Here is a 17,143-nt window from a genome sequence, read left to right on the forward strand (position 1 = left end):
TTTGCCTATACTCACGCTTTTAATTCATTTATTTTAAAAACACTGCTTTTATCAAATTGTTTCAAAATTTTCTCTATGTTTTGTTCGTTTTGCATGATTTTATAATGTAAGGGAAAAAGTTTCCAAGCTGTTTTTTGTAAAGAAGCAGAATCCGGGTCCTCCACAAAAACCCATCGAAACCAATCTTTCATTTTTTTACTTTTAATTGAATCACTTAACTTTACAAATACAAAAGAAATTTCGTTTCCCTTTTCGTTTATTATTTTTTCCAAATCAGCTACATCGCACAATGATGAAACAATAACTACTGATGCCGCTTTACGATCAACAAACGAAGATAAAGGATTTGTGTTATGCCAAACGCTTTTAGCTATACTTTGTTTCACGTCTTTTTTCTGCTCTATGATATGCGCATACGAAAGTTGATTATCTACAGAATACTTAACAACAAATCCCTTGCTGACTAGATTCTCAAAAATGGTCCAGCATGCCGATTTATAGTAATTAATAAAATGCGCATTAATACTTTCATTCATAAAAATGTCGAAAGTGCTGTAAAAAGAAGGAAACATATAAACATGAGAAGCGTAAGGATCCATGATTTCAGGAATACGCACTACCAGTTCTTTATTTTTGGCGTAAATTTTCCAAACAATACGGCGCACATCATCATTTGTTTCAAAATCCTTATAATTTAAAAATTCACCTTCCACTCGCTTCAATTCCTCAATACGAATTGAAGTTTCTTCTGTTTTTCGGGGAGAAGCATCCATTTTATCTGACTCTACAAATTTTGGGGAAGTTGTAAACCGCACAGGAACTTGCAAAGAAAAAGTAAAAGAAAAAAACTGAAACAAATCTTCCAGGTAAACAATTATTTTATTTACGGAATATTCTTTCACATCCGGAAGGTCCCAATTAAAAAATCCCACGATGGATTTAGAAAATATTTTACTTCCAAAAGGCGTAACCAATGAAAATTTAGAAGAATTTATCTCATCATTGTAAATTAATCGAACGCGTACGAAACCAAACAAAGGTTTTAAAATCGGTTTCAAAGTGATTCCAACTTTTTGTCGAAGTGCGTCGTTATTATTTTCGGGTGTTTCGAGATTTAAGGAAATACTTTTCTTTCGAATCTGTATATAACAATATAGCCAGGAAATCAAAACAGTTAGGAATCCCCAGACTAATATAATTACGCTGAAGGCAAGCGTTAAACGTATCATTAAATCAAAAACTGCGGCAAATGAAGAATCGGGATTTTCCGTTTTCCCAAACAACCATTTAAAACCGACGAACATTAATAAAGAAAAAAGAAGAAAATAAACAGTAAAGGGCAACACGTATCCCAAGTGCTTAAAACGTTTTTTCCAAATACCTAAATTCATACCTTATCGTGTTCCTATAAAGATAAGCGGTATTTTGTGTTTGCTTACTTTGAAATATTTAAAAATTGATAAAAAGTTCCATTACTTTTGAATAGTAAGGGTAAAGTACTCCGTACGGCGCTGATCAGGCGGAATAGCGTATAACCAGCTAAATATTGCTTCAGTACTGCAGATTTGTTCTTTGTCCATTTTAATGAAAGGAATTTGAGTTTTTGTAAAAACAAAAAGTAAACGATTCAATTCAACTTTTTTTTGTTCATTCCCTAAACTATATTCTATTTCTGCTTTCGGAAAGGCATATGGTTTAAGTTTGGATAATTCATTAGCAGACTCGTAATTATTAGGAAACAACAATGAAGAACCATTGTCTGTAATATTAAATATATTTAAAAAACAATCGGCTGAAACTTTTATCACAAAAGATAAATTATCACCATTGTTATAGTGCGCTTTTATTCCTTCAATATTACAGGTGAATGCAGGATCCGGTTTAGTATTATATTTAATCACCTCAGCATCGATAATCACTTCTGAAACGATGCGTTTATTTTCATTTAAATAAATTTGTTCCCCGGTAATGGTATAACTGCCAACAGCTCCTTGAATTTCCGACTGAATATCTGAACTGAAAAACTGTGAATAATCATTTTTCGCCTGACTCGTAAAAAGCATTTGATATGAATTAACGTGTTCGATGATGCCCGCTTCCTTCAATGATGCCGCTTTCGCTTCATTCAAAGCCTGAAGTTTAGCCTGATTAGGACTAATGTCACCTTCAATAAAAGATTGACCTTTTAAATTTTTAACTAAAACCGGTTGCTGTGCAAAGCAAGGAAAGTAGAAACACCCAAACAGTGAGCATGTAAAAAAAATATTTTTCATTTTTATTTCAGTTTCCATTGTTGCCAAATTAATTTCGATTCCGGACTTGCCTGCACATGCGGATTTTGTTCTTTGTTATTTAAAAGCAAACTTTCTACAGGGACATGTTTTCCTAAATAATCAAAGAGTTCTTTTAAACTTGTTTCGCCTTTACTTTCTTTGAGTTTCTTTAATAAATAGTAGGTGAACATCCCATGCTCCATCTCCTTATAACTTAATGAAGATTGATTTCCACTACTGGAAGATAAAACTACCATATTTCCTTTTAAAGTTTGCTCTTTCGGTTTTACGGTTATACTTCTTCCGGCAATCAATCCATCATTGCGCGCACCACCGGTAAAGCACGCGTCTAATATTACAAATATTTGTTTACTGGGAAACTCACTTAATTTTTCAAAACAGTCACTTAATTTAATTCCGTAATTAACATTAGCGCCACTAATATCAACAGGAATCAGATAAGGTTCTTTACTTTTTTCCTCGGGCATACCGTGTCCGGCATAATACAGAATAAGTTTAGCTTGTCCGCCGGTATTTTTGGCCAACAAATTTAATTTATGGATAGCCTGACTAATCTGACCGTATGTAGCATCCAATAAAAAAGTAATATTTTTTTCAGGAACCCCAAAAGTTTTTATTGCATATTCTTTAAAAGCAGAAGCATCATTACGAGCAAAAGGCACATTGGATTCCGATTTTAATTCTGTTTGAAAAGAGGTGTAATCTTCATTCCCAATGATCAGAGCAAATGTATTTTTATTTACCCCGTTAGTGATAGGAATATCTTGATCAACATCAGATTTGCGTTTGAATTCATATTTTTTATTCCCATTTACATAAACAATTTGTTTGATGGTATCGTTCTTAAACACCATATCTTCATCAGGAAAGTTTGCGTCTTTATGATTTTTACGGATGATGGGGTGATCTGTGTCCTCATAAATAGCGCTATATTTCTTTTTAGCCCTTTCCCAATCAGAAATTGCATAGGGTTCGTTAACCGACAGATAAATGCCGTATAGACTGCAACCTATGCGAACATAATATTTTTTATGAGGCTCTATCATTATAGAAGCGGTTCCCACATTATCACTTATGGTGTTTCGCACATAAACAAGCAGTTTTCCTGTGCTGTACATGTTGTATTCGAGCGAACCGGCCGGTTTTAAAGTGTGAATTCGGGTTTCATTTAAAATAATATCGAAACTCAGGGAGTTGCATAAGATAATATCACTACGGTAAAAATAAACTGAAGAGTATTTATTTTCCTGACCTTCAATTTTCAGTCCAAGAAATAATACGCACAATAGAAGAGATAATTTCTTGAATTGACCGCCAGTGCTGAACATGTGGTTAAAGTTAAACAAAAGGACGTTTTAATACCCGTAATTTTTCAATCTTTTGTCGTTACTGCGCCAATCTTTGTCAACTTTAACAAATAATTCAATGTGAATTTGTTTTTTGAAGAAAGCTTCTAATTCTTTTCGGGCCAGCATACCGGTTTTCTTCAGAGCCTCGCCTTTATTACCAATAATAATTCCCTTTTGTGTATCGCGTTCCGTAATAATATCTGCTTGAATGCGAATTATTTTTTCATCTTCCTTAAAGGAGTTTACTACAATTTCTACGCTATAGGGAATTTCTTTTTTGTAGTTCAGTAAAATTTTCTCCCGTATAATTTCACTTACAAAAAAACGTTCCGGTTTATCCGTAAATTCATTTTTATCGTAAAAAGCTTCGCCCGGAGGTAGCATTTCGATGATGCGTTGCATCACTTTATCCAGATTAAACTTTTCGAGTGCCGAAATGGGAATAATTTCTGCTCTTGGAAGTTTAGTTTGCCATTCCACAATTTTTTCTAATACTTTTTGCTGATTTACCGCATCCATTTTATTAATGAGTAATAAAACAGGGGTGTTAGATTTTTGAAGTTTAGCCAGATAATTCTCATCCAACTGAATATCTTCAAACACATCGGTAATGAGCAAAAATAAATCGGCATCCGTAAAAGCAGAAACCACAAATTGCATCATTTTTTCCTGCAGTTTGTATAGCGGTTTGATGATGCCCGGTGTATCCGAAAAAACAATTTGATAATCCTCTCCGCTAACAATACCCATAATTCGGTGACGGGTTGTTTGCGCTTTAGAGGTGATGATGCTGAGTCGCTCTCCTACCAGGGCATTCATCAAAGTAGATTTTCCCACATTGGGACAACCGATAATATTAACGAAACCGGCTCTATGTATTTTATTGCTGTTAATAAGATTTATTTGTTTTACAAAGAAAGTAAATATATCTTTGCGCCACAATTAAGTTGAATTTAACATTTCATTAATTGTTACAGTGCGGGATAGAGCAGGGGTAGCTCGTTGGGCTCATAACCCAAAGGTCGGAAGTTCGAATCTTCCTCCCGCTACCAACAAAACCCATCGACGAAAGGAGATGGGTTTTTTGTTTACGTGCTGAGCGTCAAACTTGTTTGAAAGCGAAGAACGGAAACAAAAAATACAATTCGCGAAGCGGATTGGGTTTTGTTGTAATCCCCTACCTGTAAGATCAACGGGGTTAATCTTCCTCCCGCTACAAGGTCTAACAAATTTGTTAGAAATAACAGTTCTGTTAGAGAACAAAAAAAGCCACATTTCAGTGACTTTTTTTGTTTAGTGTTAATTTGGTTAAGTTAGCATCAATAGGCTTGAACAAGAGTTTCATAAGGGATATTCAGTTTGTTGTGAAGATTCCTTATCATTTTTAAAGTCAATTTTCTTTCCTTACTTAAAATATCGCTTACGCGTGTGCTATATCCAAGTATCTTGCCAAGCTCCGATTTTGTTAGATTCATTTCTTCCATGCGATATTTAATTACTTCTACAGGATCCGGTGATTCCATAACAAAGTGCTTGTCTTCATAATCTTTTATGACCAAAGCCAGGAGCTGAGCTTCCTTTCCTTCTTTACTGTTTGACTTTGCGAGAAATATTTCTTCAAATCTCTTTAAAGCCTTCTCATACTGAGTTTTGCTATTGATAATTTCTACTTTCATGTTGAGTAAGTTATTTTGTTTTCTTATGTGATTTTGCTTGAAAAAGATTTATAGTGTTTGCATCTATTTTATCATACTCTGAATGTGTTCCAATAAACTTAATGAACACCCATTCATTCTCATAATTGATTTCTGCAACTAGCCTAAAATCATTTCCCTTAATGTTAAAAACTGCGCGGCTGTTTTTTAGTATACTAACATTTCCGCGGTATTCTTGTTTTATTTGATTTGGTGTTTTCCATTTTTTAGTTAAAACTTCTTCATACCATATTTCTAATGCTAATTTGGCATTCCTATGCTTTTTACAGGCCTCTGTCACAGTGCTTTTGTTGTAAATATTCATGCCTTATTATTTATACGCTAAAGATACAAAAAAGTTACCAATTTGGTAATAAAATAACCAATTTGGTAAATTTAACACTTTGGCAGTTTTCAATACCTTATTTTCCAACCCTCAATCTCCCAACCACACAGGCGTAGTTTGCGAAATCTTCGAGGGCCAATAGATCCTTTTCCAACTGCCGATAAAGACTGAGGTTCCGATATGTTAATTCGTGGGCTATGTTTGTGCTGGAAGGGTTCATAAATTTCTCAAGACTGTTCACTTCAAGAGGAATTTTTCCTACCAACAAAATCCATCGACGAAAGGAGATGGTTTTTTGTTTTTGAACTGAGCGAAAGATTAGTTTGTAAGAAAAGGGGCAGAACAAAAAAAATATGGTGCGAAGCGATTGGAAATTGTTACCTAACAAACTCAAGTAAGATTAATTTACGAAATTATCTAAACCTTAAATGAAATACTAATTTATTCTTTTAACAATTGGTAAATTGAAAAATATCGGATTGACAATCCATGAAAAATATTTCAAATAATATGCATAAATAGCCATTTAAATTTTATTTATTTTTTAAAACCCTTATTTTTATATTTCAGTAATTTATGAAAAGTTTTATAAGACTCAGAACATTGGTATTTCTTTTGTCGAGTTGCATAATGATGCATTCACAAACAAGAACCTTAGATTCTTTAAAGAATCTATTATCTCAAAACATAAATGACACCACTAAACTTAATGTTTATATTTCGCTTTGTGATGAATGGGGTATGGTTCTTCCCGACTCAATTCAGCCGGCTTTGCAAAAAGCCATGCGTATTATAAATTCTAAACCAAAAACATTAAATAAAATTGAAAATTACACTTATGAAAAAGCATACGCCGCTTTATTAAATGCGAAAGGCTTTTGTTTTGATCAGTTGGGAGAAACGGATAGTGCTTATCATTATTATAACAAAAGTTTTGATTTGTTCAAAAAATTAAAACTGCAGAACGAAGTTGCTTATACTTTAGTTAATATTGGTAATTTATCAAGAGATAAAGGTGATTTTGTTTTGGCGCTTGAAAAATATAATGAAGGTTTAAAATATGCAGAAGAATCACAAAATAAAAAATCAATTTCATATTGTCTTAATAACATAGGTCTTGTTCATCATTACCGAGGTGAGTTGCATGAAGCTTTAACATATTATCAGAAAGCGCTTAAATTAAGAGAAGAGGTTGGCTATTTACCTGATATATCACAATCCTATAACAATGTAGGAGCGATTTATAAAAATCAAGGGATTATAGAAAAAGCACTGGAATACTATAACAAGGCATTAAAAATCGACGAAAAGGTGAAAAACATAGAATCAATGGCAGGAACTATAAACAATATCGCCATGATTTATTATGGACAGGGAGATGGTAATAATGCAATTGATTATATGCAAAAAGCCTTAAAATATTTTGAATTACTGCATGATGAAAGGGGAATTTCACTCATTTATTCAAATTTAGGCCACGTCCACATGTCGTTAATGAAGTTTGATAAAGCCATGTATTATTTTAAAAAATGTTTAAACCAGCGTAACGCGCTTCAGGATAAAAGAGGTGTAGCATCAAGTTATAGTAACATTGGCACGTTATTTTCAAAAATAAATCAAACTGATAGTGCCTATTTTTATCATTATAAAAGTTTAGAGTTACGCAGATTAATGCAAGATCAGAGAGGTGTGGCAGAATCGCAAAATCTCCTTGCTAAGATCCTTTTAGAACAAAATAAACTGCTTATTGCTTCCCGTTATTGTGACAGCTCACTAAATATTTCAATTATAATACAAGATCCAAACAGTTTAAAAGATGCGTACTCAATTCAGTACCGCATAGATTCAGCATTCGGCAATTATAAAGAGGCGTTTTCATCCTTTAAAAAATTTATTACTTTCAGAGATAGTTTAAAAAACGATTCGCATCGCAAAGCGGGGATAAAAAATCAGTTGAAATATGACTTTGAGAAAAAGGAAATGTTATTGGTTGAACAAAACCTAAAAGAAAAAGCCATTGCCGAAGAAAAACAACGAAGTCAGCAATATATAATAATGGGCGTCAGCGCCATTTTAGTACTTGTGCTTGTTTTTGCCGTATATATTTTTAAAATATTGGGAATAACCAGGAAGCAGAAAGATATCATTCAGACACATCAAAATGAAATCTTAGATAGTATACATTATGCAAGGCGAATACAAATGGCTCAAATCCCAAGTGAAAAACAAATCGCTACTTATTTAAAGAAGTCAAATAAAAAATAAAACCTTAATTTTCAGTTCTTATTATTTCTCACCCACACAAATTCTTCAGCGTCTCCTCATACTCATTCATCAACTCATTCACAATCGTTGCTGCAGGTTTTATTTCTTTCAATGCATTACACACCTGCCCTATTTCCAATTCGCCTTCTTCTAAATCGCCCTCAAACATGCCTTTTTTAGCTCTGGCTCTTCCTAAAATATTTTTTAATTCTTCTCCACCCGCTCCTCTTCGCTCCGCTTCTTCAACCTCTTTATAAAATTTATTTTTCATTAATCGTACCGGCGTTAATTGTTTTAAAGCCAATTGCGTGGCGCCTTCTTCGGCCTGTATTACTGCATTTTTAAAATTAATGTGCGCACTACTCTCTTCACTTGCTACAAAACGGCTTCCTACCTGTACTGCTTCAGCTCCTAATGCAAAAGCAGCTGCCATCTGCCGACCGTTAGCTATTCCTCCGGCCGCAATTAAAGGCAGTTTTATTTTATCTCTTACTTGCGGAATTAAAACCATGGTAGTGGTCTCTTCCCTGCCGTTATGTCCCCCGGCCTCAAATCCTTCGGCCACTACAGCATCTACCCCAGCCTCTTCACATTTTACGGCAAACTTAACTGCACTCACCACATGCACCACCTTAATTCCTTTTTCTTGTAAATGTTTGGTCCATGTTTTTGGACTTCCGGCACTCGTAAAAACTATAGGTACTTTTTCGGCTACAATAATTTCAATTAATTGTTCAATATCGGGGTACAAAAGCGGCACATTTACCGCAAAAGGCTTTTGAGTGGCTGCCTTGCATTTTAGGATATGGGTCCTTAGAACTTCCGGGTACATACTGCCACTTCCTATAATACCCAATCCTCCGGCATTGCTCACTGCACTAGCCAATTCCCAGCCACTGCACCAAATCATACCTGCTTGAATAATGGGTTTTTCAATGCCAAATAATTCAATTATTCTGTTTTTTTTCATGCTCTTACGCAACTTTTTGCCATGAAATTTAACGATTATTTTCCATTTCAACTTATTAGTATTTAATAGAAATTCTTGGCAGAATTAATTAGAATTCATATATTTGGGTTTGTATTTAAACCATGAAAAGGTTACTTATTTTACTTTTCTTTTTCACTGCCCTTTCAGGCATACAGGCTCAATGGCTTTGGGACTATGGCTTTCGTTTAGGTGCCAGCAATTATTTAGGCGATATTGGGGGTAAAGAATTAACCCGTAGAGATTTTGTGGCCGATATGAAACTGGCCAAAACAAGATGGGATGCCGGGGCTTTTGTTCGTTATAAATGGCGTCCTCAAATCATGTTTAAGTTGGCTTTTGATTGGATCAGAATTGAAGGGGATGATAAATTATCAAGCAATCCGGGAAGACATTACCGTAATATGAATTTTAAAAATGATTTATTAGGACCTGAAGCAACCATAGAATGGGTATTTTATGAAGATCCTGATTTAGGGAATACCTATCGTTACCGCAATAGTTTTAAGGCCTATATTTTTAGCGGAGCAGGTGGAGTTTTAAGTAGTCCAAAAACAATTTATAAAGGTGAATATGTTAAATTGAAGAATTTTGACATTGAAGGGTATAATTACAAAAGCTTTCAATTTGTAATTCCTATGGGTGTTGGATTTTACTTTACCATTGATAAAAAACACCGTATTGGTTTTGAAATGAATTATCGCAAAACTTTTACCGATTATTTGGATGATATCAGCGGAGATTATCCAGATCAGGAACAAATTGGTGACCCGAATCTTACAATTAGAGCTTTAGCATTTGACCAGGCTAAAATTGATGAAAATCCAGGCGCTTATTACTCTCACACTTATGGGCAAAAACGTGGAGATCCAACTCATAAAGATGCTTATATGACTATGACTTTCAGTTATAGCTATGTAATTCGTGGTAAGAGTAGCTTTTATCGTGCCAAACGAAACGCTTTCTTTAGCCGTAAACGTAAAATGCGTAAAATAAGGGCTAAGTTTTAAACCAAACACTTCTGAAATCCCAAAATTATTTGGGATTTTTTTATTTTCATTTGCCTTACAAAAAACTATCTTTGTCTTTTCAAATGAAAAATATTTTAATACTCCTTAGCTTAAGTTTTATTTTTTCCTGCACGGAAAAAAAGGAAAACAAAACAGGAACCGATCTGATTAATAATAGTGCTAGTGCTACTGATAATGTAAAAATTGATTTACCTGAAATAAAATTCGAAGAAGAAGAATTTGACTTTGGGAAAATAACACAAGGCGAACGTGTGGAGCATAGCTTTAAATTTAAAAACATCGGCGCTAAAAACCTTGTTATTTCTGGCGCAAACGGAAGTTGCGGTTGCACCATTGCCGATTGGCCGAAAGAACCAATAGCAAGTGGCGCTGAAGGTAAAATTGAAGTGGTGTTCAACAGCGAAGGCAAAAGTGGTTTTCAGGAAAAAACCATTACTATTGTAACTAATTGTGAACCGGCAACAAGAATATTGAGAATAAAAACAGAAATAATCGTGGCGGAAACAGCCAAATAAACCAAACAATAAAAAAATAAACTATGAACTTAAATTTGATTTTGATGGCCGGACAACAAGGCCAGGGCGGATTGATGTCTTTTCTTCCATTAGTAGCAATTGTTGTAGTATTCTATTTTTTCATGATTAGACCGCAAATGAAAAAGGCAAAGGAGCAAAAAAAATATATTGAAGGATTAAAAAAAGGTGATAAAATCTTAACCATAGGTGGCATTTACGGCAAAGTATCGGAAGTAAATGAAGACGGTACAATTATAATGGAAGTAGAAGATGGCACAAAAATGAAAGTTTCTAAAAATGCTGTTTCAAATGAAGCATCTATATCATTAAACAGAAACTAAAAAAAGTGCATTGAATAATTTGTCAAAAAACATATTTAATTTTAAAAAGCCGGGTAAAACCACGGCTTTTTTTCTTTGTTTATTGGCCGCTACTTTTTTGTGGTTTTTGAAATCACTAAACACGTATTATATTTATAATATTAATATACCGGTTGTTTTTAAAAACTTACCTTCCGATAGAAAACCTTTAAGCCATATACCGGACGAGTTAAATATTGAAATTAAAGCGAGTGGCTTAAAATTATTTTTCATTTTATTAAATAAACCATTTAAGACACTTGAACTTGATTTAAAAAAGGTAAATAGTAGGAATAGCAATATTCCCATCGCCATCAACACTTCAAATCTTAAAAAAATATTAAAGTTTGAAGCAACAGTACGGCATATTAATCCCGATACCTTGTATTTTGCCTCTTACAATACAAAAAAAAGAAACGTACCCATTAAGTTTTCGGGCAAGATTGATTGCAAACAGGGATTTGGATATCATTTGGAACAATTAAATCCGGCATTTGTGAGTATCAGCGGCGATAGCCTTTCCGTTTATAATACAGATACGATTTTTACTCAATACTACAACATCACTAACCTCAACAGTTCTTTTCAAAAAGAATTAAAACTACAAACACCTGCCGGTAATTTATTTATGAGTGCCAATACGGTAACTATTGAATGTAAGGTTGAAAAGTTAATTGAACACAATCTTAAGTTAGAAGTCATTCCTGATCAGCTTCCCGAGGGATTAAAAGCAGAATACCTTTTTCCCAAATTCATAAATGTCAAATTTACGAGTTTGCAAAATCAATTTGATTTAGCAGATACTTCACTTTTTACAGCACGAGTAAATGCTTCTGAATTGAAAAATAAAAAAGGATACGTTTATTTAAGTCGTCAGCCTAAAAATGTCTCTATTCTTCAAATAAAACCCGAAAACGTTGAAATTATACTTTTAAAAAAATGATAGTAGGATTAACAGGTGGAATTGGAAGCGGTAAAAGCACCGTACTTAAAGTATTTGAAGTGCTTGGTTATTGCGTTTTTAAAAGTGATGAAGCGGCTAAAGCAGTTTACTTTTTAGAAGATGTGAAAAAACAAGTTTGTGATTTATTAGGTAGAGAAGTTTATCGAACAAATAATGAAATAGACCGGAAATTAATTGGAGAAAAAATATTTAATAATCCTGAACTGTTAAGTAAATTAAATGCAATCATACATCCACGTGTAAATTTAAAGTTCAAAGAATTTATTGAAAAAAATAAAAATCAACTCATTATAATTGAATCGGCTTTGTTGTTTGAAGCGGGTATTAACAATCAAGTGGATAAAACAATTGCAGTAATTGCACCCGATGAAATACGAATTAAACGAATAATTGACAGAGATGGATTAGATAAAAGTACTATTCAAAAAAGGATAGCACAACAAATGAATCAAGAAGAGAAAAAAAACTTATCCGACTTTCATATTCTAAATGATGATTTAAATCCGGTATTACCTCAAATTCTGGAAATTCATGAACGAATTTTAAAAATCAAAAACGCTGGAATATAAATTACATAATTTAGATGCGCTTCAAAAAGGAGCTTTGGATGCCGGTGAAATATTACCGGTGATGGAAATGTTTTATACCATCCAGGGCGAAGGTTACCATACCGGTAAACCTGCCTTTTTTATTCGCATTGGAGGTTGCGATATCGGTTGCCATTGGTGCGATGTAAAAGAAAGCTGGAATGCCAATCTACATCCCTTAACCCAAGTAAATGACATAGTAAATGAAGTTTCGAAAAGCAGTGCAAACAGCGTGGTAATTACCGGTGGAGAACCTCTAATATACAATCTGGAAATGCTAACTAAAACTTTGAAAAGCAAAAACATTGCCACGTTTATTGAAACCTCTGGAGCTTATCCGATTACCGGACAATGGGATTGGATTTGTCTGTCGCCCAAAAAAAACTCGCCGCCTCTTGAAGAGAATTACCAATATGCAGGTGAACTGAAAGTGATTGTACATAATAAAAATGATTTAGCTTGGGCCCAGCAACATGCAGTAAAGGTTAAAAAAGAAACCTTGCTATACTTGCAACCCGAATGGAGTAAAAGAGAAGAGATACTTCCGGCAATAATTGATTTCGTAAAATCCAATCCGTTATGGAGAATTTCCATTCAATCCCATAAATACATCAATATTCCTTAATTCTAAAGTAATGATTCAGAAACTTAAAAGATGTTGCTTTGAATCAAAATGAAATACTTATAATTTTTCAGAAATCTTAAATTTTAGTTGAATTACAGGTGCTTTTTACATCGAAAATTCGTAAATTCGTAGTCCTAAATTCAAAATTATGGCATTCGACATTGAAATGATAAAGCAGGTTTACGCTAATATGCCTGCGCGTATTGAAGCAGCACGTAAAATGCTTGGTCGTCCTTTAACTTTAGCAGAAAAAATTCTTTATTCACATTTAGATGGGCAATTACCGTCTGGCGCATACGAGCGAGGAAAATCTTATGTTGATTTTAATCCGGATAGAGTAGCTATGCAGGATGCCACAGCACAAATGGCTTTATTGCAATTTATGCAGGCCGGTCGCCCTAAAGTAGCTGTTCCTTCCACTGTACATTGTGATCACTTAATTACAGCAAAGGTTGGCGCTGAAAAAGATTTAGCGGTTGCTAATAGCGAAAGCAAAGAGGTTTATGATTTCCTGGCTTCTGTTTCTAATAAATACGGGATAGGATTCTGGAAACCGGGTGCCGGTATTATTCATCAGGTGGTATTAGAAAATTATGCATTTCCGGGTGGAATGATGATTGGTACTGATTCTCACACGGTGAATGCAGGTGGTTTAGGCATGATTGCCATAGGTGTTGGTGGAGCTGATGCATGCGATGTAATGGCAGGATTACCTTGGGAATTAAAAATGCCCAAATTAATTGGCGTTAAACTTACCGGTAAATTAAACGGTTGGGCAAGTGCCAAAGATGTGATATTAAAAGTTGCCGGTATACTTACCGTAAAAGGAGGAACTGATAAAGTGATTGAATATTTTGGAGAAGGAGCTATAAACTTAAGTTGTACCGGAAAAGGAACTATTTGCAATATGGGTGCAGAGGTTGGAGCAACCACTTCAACATTTGGATACGACGATAGTATGAGCCGTTATTTAAAAGCTACCGGCAGAGCTGATGTGGCTGCTTTGGCAGATGGAATTAAAGATCACCTAACCGGTGATAAGGAAGTTTATGCTGATCCTAAAAAATATTTTGATGAAATCATTGAAATTAATTTATCTGAACTTGAGCCACACGTTAACGGGCCATTCACTCCGGATTTAGCAACCCCAATTTCTCAATTAAAAGCTGCCGCAGAAAAAAACGGATGGCCTTTAAAGGTAGAAGCGGGTTTAATTGGCTCTTGTACCAACTCTTCATATGAAGATATTTCCAGAGCTGTTTCTTTGGCCAAACAAGTATCTGCCAAGAATTTAAAGTCTAAGGCAGAATTCATGATCAATCCGGGTTCTGAACAAATTCGCTTTACCATTGAAAGAGATGGATTTTTAAAGATTTTTGATGAAGTTGGTGCAACTGTATTTACTAACGCATGCGGACCCTGCATTGGTATGTGGGATCGTGTTGGTGCGGAGAAAAAGGAAAAAAACACCATCGTTCATTCCTTCAACCGTAACTTTGCGAAACGTGCGGATGGTAATCCAAACACCTACGCCTTTGTAGCTTCTCCTGAAATTGTAACGGCTTTAGCTATTGCCGGAAGTTTAGGATTCAATCCTTTAACTGATACTTTAACTAACGAAAAAGGAGAACAAGTTAAATTGGATCCTCCAACTGGCGATGAATTACCTAAAAAAGGTTTTGCGGTTGAAGATGCAGGGTTTCAAGCGCCTGCAGCCGATGGAAGTAAAGTAGAGGTATTGGTATCGCCAACATCTAAGCGTTTACAATTGTTAGATCCTTTTGCTGCCTGGAATGGTGTTGATTTGAAAGGATTGAAATTATTAATTAAAGCGAAAGGTAAATGTACAACCGATCATATTTCTATGGCCGGACCTTGGTTAAAATTCAGAGGTCACTTAGATAATATTTCAAACAACATGCTTATTGGTGCAGTAAATGCCTTTAATGAAAAAACAGATTCGGTGAAAAATCAATTAACCGGAACTTATGAAGGTGTTCCTGTAGTTCAGCGTCAATACAAAGCTAAAGGTATTGGAACTATTGTTGTGGGTGATGAAAATTATGGTGAAGGTTCATCTCGTGAGCATGCAGCCATGGAACCTCGACACTTGGGTGTAAAAGTGGTATTAGTAAAATCCTTTGCACGGATACATGAAACGAATTTGAAAAAACAAGGTATGTTGGCTTTAACTTTTGCCAATACGGCCGATTATGATAAAATTAAAGAAGATGATGTGATTGATGTTACCGGTTTAACTTCGTTTAGTCCCAATACTCCTTTAACTGTTACTTTAAGTCATGCTGACGGAAGTAAAGATGAATTTAAGGTGAATCACAGTTACAATGCCCAACAAATTGAATGGTTTAAAGCCGGAGGCGCTTTAAATATCATAAGAGCTAATGTAAAAGCTTAAATTTGTTTTGATTTATTAAAAGCCGTTTCTATTGAAGCGGCTTTTTTTATTGTGCCGACCTGCGGTAAATTCCCGAATTGAAAATGGAAACAAAAACGTAATTACTGTTGGCGCCTAAGCCATAAACACTCATTCCGTTTAAACCTTCATTGGCCGCAGTCCACCCCGCTCCACCATTAATTGACATAAAAACACCAGAATTCATATAACTGCCGCAATACACCTTGTTTGCATTGGCCGTTAAAGCAATAGGACCTGTAATGGATAATCCGGTATTGGCTATAGTAAAACTTTGTCCGTCATCTGCTGAACTATAAATACCGCCATTATTAAAGGTAGACGTTAACACGTAATTACCATTTACGGCTATTGAATTTACATCCGTACCCGCACCACTCACGCTAGTCCAACTAGTGCCAAAATCAGTAGATACAAATAAACCACCCCATGTGCCGGCATAAAATTTATTATTTTTAGCAGCCATAGCATTCACAGATAAATTACTTAAACCACTACTTGAAGTAGACCAACTTTGGCCGTTATCAGCCGATTTAAAAACACCGCTTGGCGTTCCGGCTAAAATGGTGTTGCCAATTACAGCCATTCCATAAACATTCATGTTGGTTAATCCGTTATTTACCGGCGCAAAACTAACACCATTATTAGAGGTTTTATAAATTCCATTTGCAGTAGTGGCTACATACAATACAGTATCTACTAATAGCAAGGTACGAACCGGAATGGTAATGCCGGTAGCAACCCAATTTAAACCGTTATCTCCTGAGTAAATTACACCGGTGGTTCCTCCGGCAAATACTTTTAAATCATTTGCTGCAAAGCAAGTATAGTTTGGGTTATTGGTATAAGTTAAAGACCAAGCCGGGAATGTTTTAAAACTCACCTCATTCCCATAAGCTGTTCCAGATGCGTTAGTAGCATAAGCACGCACATAGTAAGTTACGTTCTCACCTAATCCGGATAAAACCGAAGTGAACGTTCCTACTCCCGCTCCATTATTGGTATTGGGTTTTAGTGTTGTTGGATTTGGATTCACATCCCAACAAACACCCACTTTAGTAATGGCACTGGTACCTTCTGAACTCACATTTCCTCCTCCAATCGCTGAAAATGGCCCAATAGAAGAAATTGCGCTTGTGCTTACAACAGGTAAAGGCGAAGGAGTTGGTTGCGGTTCTTCATCCTTATTTTTCTTTTTGCAGTTTAATAAAAACAAGGCAATCAAAAACAAGAAGGACAGATTTTTTAAATTCATAATTAACCCGTTAGAATAAGTAAATGTATGAAATAGAAGGACATCATACAAGAAAGCTTTTAGTATGATTATAAAAGTAAATTAATACTCTTTATTGGCTAAGTTCACAGTTAATCTTAGTTTCTTCTAAATTAACTCCGGTTATATAAGTACCATCTAATTTATTACATTCCTTTTTGGCCTTGGCCTTAGTATATTTTGACCCCAAAGAACTTTCGGTTGTTACAGTAGTACTGGCCGATACTGATATGCAACGACATACTCTTTCTTTTCGGCAAGAACTAAAAATTAGAACGGTGGATACACCTAAAACAATTGATTTAATCATGTTCAAAATTGAGGCCTATTTTGTTTCTAAGCAAAAAGCTCACTCAATTATAAAAGGTATTTAGTAAATAAAAATGCCCGCCATAACACGGGCACTTGATTTTCATTTG

The 17,143-nt window shown here is 34.8% G+C and carries 17 protein-coding genes and 1 tRNA gene; 9 read left to right on the forward strand and 9 right to left on the reverse strand.

All coding sequences use genetic code 11. The features are described 5' to 3' along the window. Positions 1-11: 11 nt before the first annotated feature. From IPM51_10805 to era, 4 genes are all read right to left on the reverse strand, one after another. Positions 12-1,391 (reverse strand): DUF58 domain-containing protein, encoded by a 1,380-nt coding sequence (locus IPM51_10805; protein ID MBK9284787.1) that lies wholly within the window; start codon positions 1,389-1,391, stop codon positions 12-14. A gap of 81 nt (positions 1,392-1,472) precedes the next feature. Continuing rightward, a complete protein-coding gene (locus IPM51_10810) occupies positions 1,473-2,291 on the reverse strand; it encodes a DUF4384 domain-containing protein (protein ID MBK9284788.1) in 819 nt (272 codons plus the stop codon). Continuing rightward, positions 2,276-3,622, reverse strand: coding sequence for a caspase family protein (locus IPM51_10815; protein MBK9284789.1), 1,347 nt, complete (start codon positions 3,620-3,622; stop codon positions 2,276-2,278). The genes IPM51_10810 and IPM51_10815 overlap by 16 nt, the downstream gene beginning before the upstream one ends. 27 nt (positions 3,623-3,649) lie before the next feature. Then, positions 3,650-4,522 (reverse strand): GTPase Era, encoded by an 873-nt coding sequence (era, locus tag IPM51_10820; protein MBK9284790.1) that lies wholly within the window; start codon positions 4,520-4,522, stop codon positions 3,650-3,652. A 98-nt stretch (positions 4,523-4,620) separates the two neighbouring features. Here era and IPM51_10825 point away from each other — a divergent pair. Then, a tRNA-Met gene (locus tag IPM51_10825) sits at positions 4,621-4,695 on the forward strand. A 267-nt stretch (positions 4,696-4,962) separates the two neighbouring features. Here IPM51_10825 and IPM51_10830 read toward each other — a convergent pair. Both IPM51_10830 and IPM51_10835 read right to left on the reverse strand, forming a co-directional pair. Then, positions 4,963-5,319, reverse strand: a complete 357-nt coding sequence (locus IPM51_10830) for a transcriptional regulator (GenBank protein MBK9284791.1) — start codon at positions 5,317-5,319, stop codon at positions 4,963-4,965. 10 nt (positions 5,320-5,329) lie between these two features. Then, positions 5,330-5,662, reverse strand: a complete 333-nt coding sequence (locus IPM51_10835) for a type II toxin-antitoxin system HigB family toxin (GenBank protein ID MBK9284792.1) — start codon at positions 5,660-5,662, stop codon at positions 5,330-5,332. Positions 5,663-6,259: 597 nt separating this feature from the next. Here IPM51_10835 and IPM51_10840 point away from each other — a divergent pair. Further along, positions 6,260-7,948 (forward strand): tetratricopeptide repeat protein, encoded by a 1,689-nt coding sequence (locus tag IPM51_10840; GenBank protein MBK9284793.1) that lies wholly within the window; start codon positions 6,260-6,262, stop codon positions 7,946-7,948. A 28-nt stretch (positions 7,949-7,976) separates the two neighbouring features. On the opposite strand, the gene IPM51_10845 is transcribed toward IPM51_10840, so the two are convergent. Beyond that, a complete protein-coding gene (locus tag IPM51_10845) occupies positions 7,977-8,918 on the reverse strand; it encodes a nitronate monooxygenase (GenBank protein MBK9284794.1) in 942 nt (313 codons plus the stop codon). Between the two features lie 122 nt (positions 8,919-9,040). On the opposite strand from IPM51_10845, the gene IPM51_10850 reads away from it, so the two are divergent. The 7 genes from IPM51_10850 (at position 9,041) to IPM51_10880 (ending at position 15,433) form a co-directional block, all read left to right on the forward strand. Beyond that, positions 9,041-9,946, forward strand: coding sequence for a hypothetical protein (locus IPM51_10850; GenBank protein ID MBK9284795.1), 906 nt, complete (start codon positions 9,041-9,043; stop codon positions 9,944-9,946). Positions 9,947-10,029: 83 nt separating this feature from the next. Further along, a complete protein-coding gene (locus tag IPM51_10855; protein ID MBK9284796.1) occupies positions 10,030-10,482 on the forward strand; it encodes a DUF1573 domain-containing protein in 453 nt (150 codons plus the stop codon). Between the two features lie 23 nt (positions 10,483-10,505). Next, positions 10,506-10,823 (forward strand): preprotein translocase subunit YajC, encoded by a 318-nt coding sequence (gene yajC, locus IPM51_10860; protein ID MBK9284797.1) that lies wholly within the window; start codon positions 10,506-10,508, stop codon positions 10,821-10,823. Positions 10,824-10,833: 10 nt separating this feature from the next. Continuing rightward, positions 10,834-11,784, forward strand: a complete 951-nt coding sequence (locus IPM51_10865) for a YbbR-like domain-containing protein (protein ID MBK9284798.1) — start codon at positions 10,834-10,836, stop codon at positions 11,782-11,784. Continuing rightward, a complete protein-coding gene (locus IPM51_10870) occupies positions 11,781-12,374 on the forward strand; it encodes a dephospho-CoA kinase (protein ID MBK9284799.1) in 594 nt (197 codons plus the stop codon). The genes IPM51_10865 and IPM51_10870 overlap by 4 nt, the downstream gene beginning before the upstream one ends. 61 nt (positions 12,375-12,435) lie before the next feature. Then, on the forward strand, positions 12,436-13,017 hold the full coding sequence (locus tag IPM51_10875) for a 7-carboxy-7-deazaguanine synthase QueE (GenBank protein MBK9284800.1): 582 nt from the start codon (positions 12,436-12,438) through the stop codon (positions 13,015-13,017). A gap of 148 nt (positions 13,018-13,165) precedes the next feature. Then, positions 13,166-15,433 (forward strand): aconitate hydratase, encoded by a 2,268-nt coding sequence (locus IPM51_10880; protein ID MBK9284801.1) that lies wholly within the window; start codon positions 13,166-13,168, stop codon positions 15,431-15,433. A 46-nt stretch (positions 15,434-15,479) separates the two neighbouring features. Here IPM51_10880 and IPM51_10885 read toward each other — a convergent pair whose 3' ends face one another. Continuing rightward, on the reverse strand, positions 15,480-16,706 hold the full coding sequence (locus tag IPM51_10885; protein MBK9284802.1) for a hypothetical protein: 1,227 nt from the start codon (positions 16,704-16,706) through the stop codon (positions 15,480-15,482). A 91-nt stretch (positions 16,707-16,797) separates the two neighbouring features. Next, a complete protein-coding gene (locus tag IPM51_10890; protein MBK9284803.1) occupies positions 16,798-17,034 on the reverse strand; it encodes a hypothetical protein in 237 nt (78 codons plus the stop codon). Positions 17,035-17,143 lie beyond the last annotated feature (109 nt).

It is taken from the genome of Sphingobacteriaceae bacterium (assembly GCA_016715905.1).
In the GTDB taxonomy this organism is placed as follows: domain Bacteria; phylum Bacteroidota; class Bacteroidia; order B-17B0; family Aurantibacillaceae; genus Aurantibacillus.

Excerpts from the sequence above, each read along its gene's own strand:
- IPM51_10835 (MBK9284792.1), bottom strand. The coding sequence starts at position 5,662 with ATGAATATTTACAACAAAAGCACTGTGACAGAGGCCTGTAAAAAGCAT.
- IPM51_10840 (MBK9284793.1), top strand. The coding sequence starts at position 6,260 with ATGAAAAGTTTTATAAGACTCAGAACATTGGTATTTCTTTTGTCGAGT.
- IPM51_10805 (MBK9284787.1), bottom strand. The coding sequence starts at position 1,391 with ATGAATTTAGGTATTTGGAAAAAACGTTTTAAGCACTTGGGATACGTG.
- IPM51_10880 (MBK9284801.1), top strand. The coding sequence starts at position 13,166 with ATGGCATTCGACATTGAAATGATAAAGCAGGTTTACGCTAATATGCCT.
- IPM51_10850 (MBK9284795.1), top strand. The coding sequence starts at position 9,041 with ATGAAAAGGTTACTTATTTTACTTTTCTTTTTCACTGCCCTTTCAGGC.
- IPM51_10890 (MBK9284803.1), bottom strand. The coding sequence starts at position 17,034 with ATGATTAAATCAATTGTTTTAGGTGTATCCACCGTTCTAATTTTTAGT.
- yajC (MBK9284797.1), top strand. The coding sequence starts at position 10,506 with ATGAACTTAAATTTGATTTTGATGGCCGGACAACAAGGCCAGGGCGGA.
- IPM51_10830 (MBK9284791.1), bottom strand. The coding sequence starts at position 5,319 with ATGAAAGTAGAAATTATCAATAGCAAAACTCAGTATGAGAAGGCTTTA.
- IPM51_10855 (MBK9284796.1), top strand. The coding sequence starts at position 10,030 with ATGAAAAATATTTTAATACTCCTTAGCTTAAGTTTTATTTTTTCCTGC.
- IPM51_10875 (MBK9284800.1), top strand. The coding sequence starts at position 12,436 with ATGGAAATGTTTTATACCATCCAGGGCGAAGGTTACCATACCGGTAAA.
- IPM51_10815 (MBK9284789.1), bottom strand. The coding sequence starts at position 3,622 with ATGTTCAGCACTGGCGGTCAATTCAAGAAATTATCTCTTCTATTGTGC.
- IPM51_10870 (MBK9284799.1), top strand. The coding sequence starts at position 11,781 with ATGATAGTAGGATTAACAGGTGGAATTGGAAGCGGTAAAAGCACCGTA.
- IPM51_10885 (MBK9284802.1), bottom strand. The coding sequence starts at position 16,706 with ATGAATTTAAAAAATCTGTCCTTCTTGTTTTTGATTGCCTTGTTTTTA.
- IPM51_10810 (MBK9284788.1), bottom strand. The coding sequence starts at position 2,291 with ATGGAAACTGAAATAAAAATGAAAAATATTTTTTTTACATGCTCACTG.
- IPM51_10845 (MBK9284794.1), bottom strand. The coding sequence starts at position 8,918 with ATGAAAAAAAACAGAATAATTGAATTATTTGGCATTGAAAAACCCATT.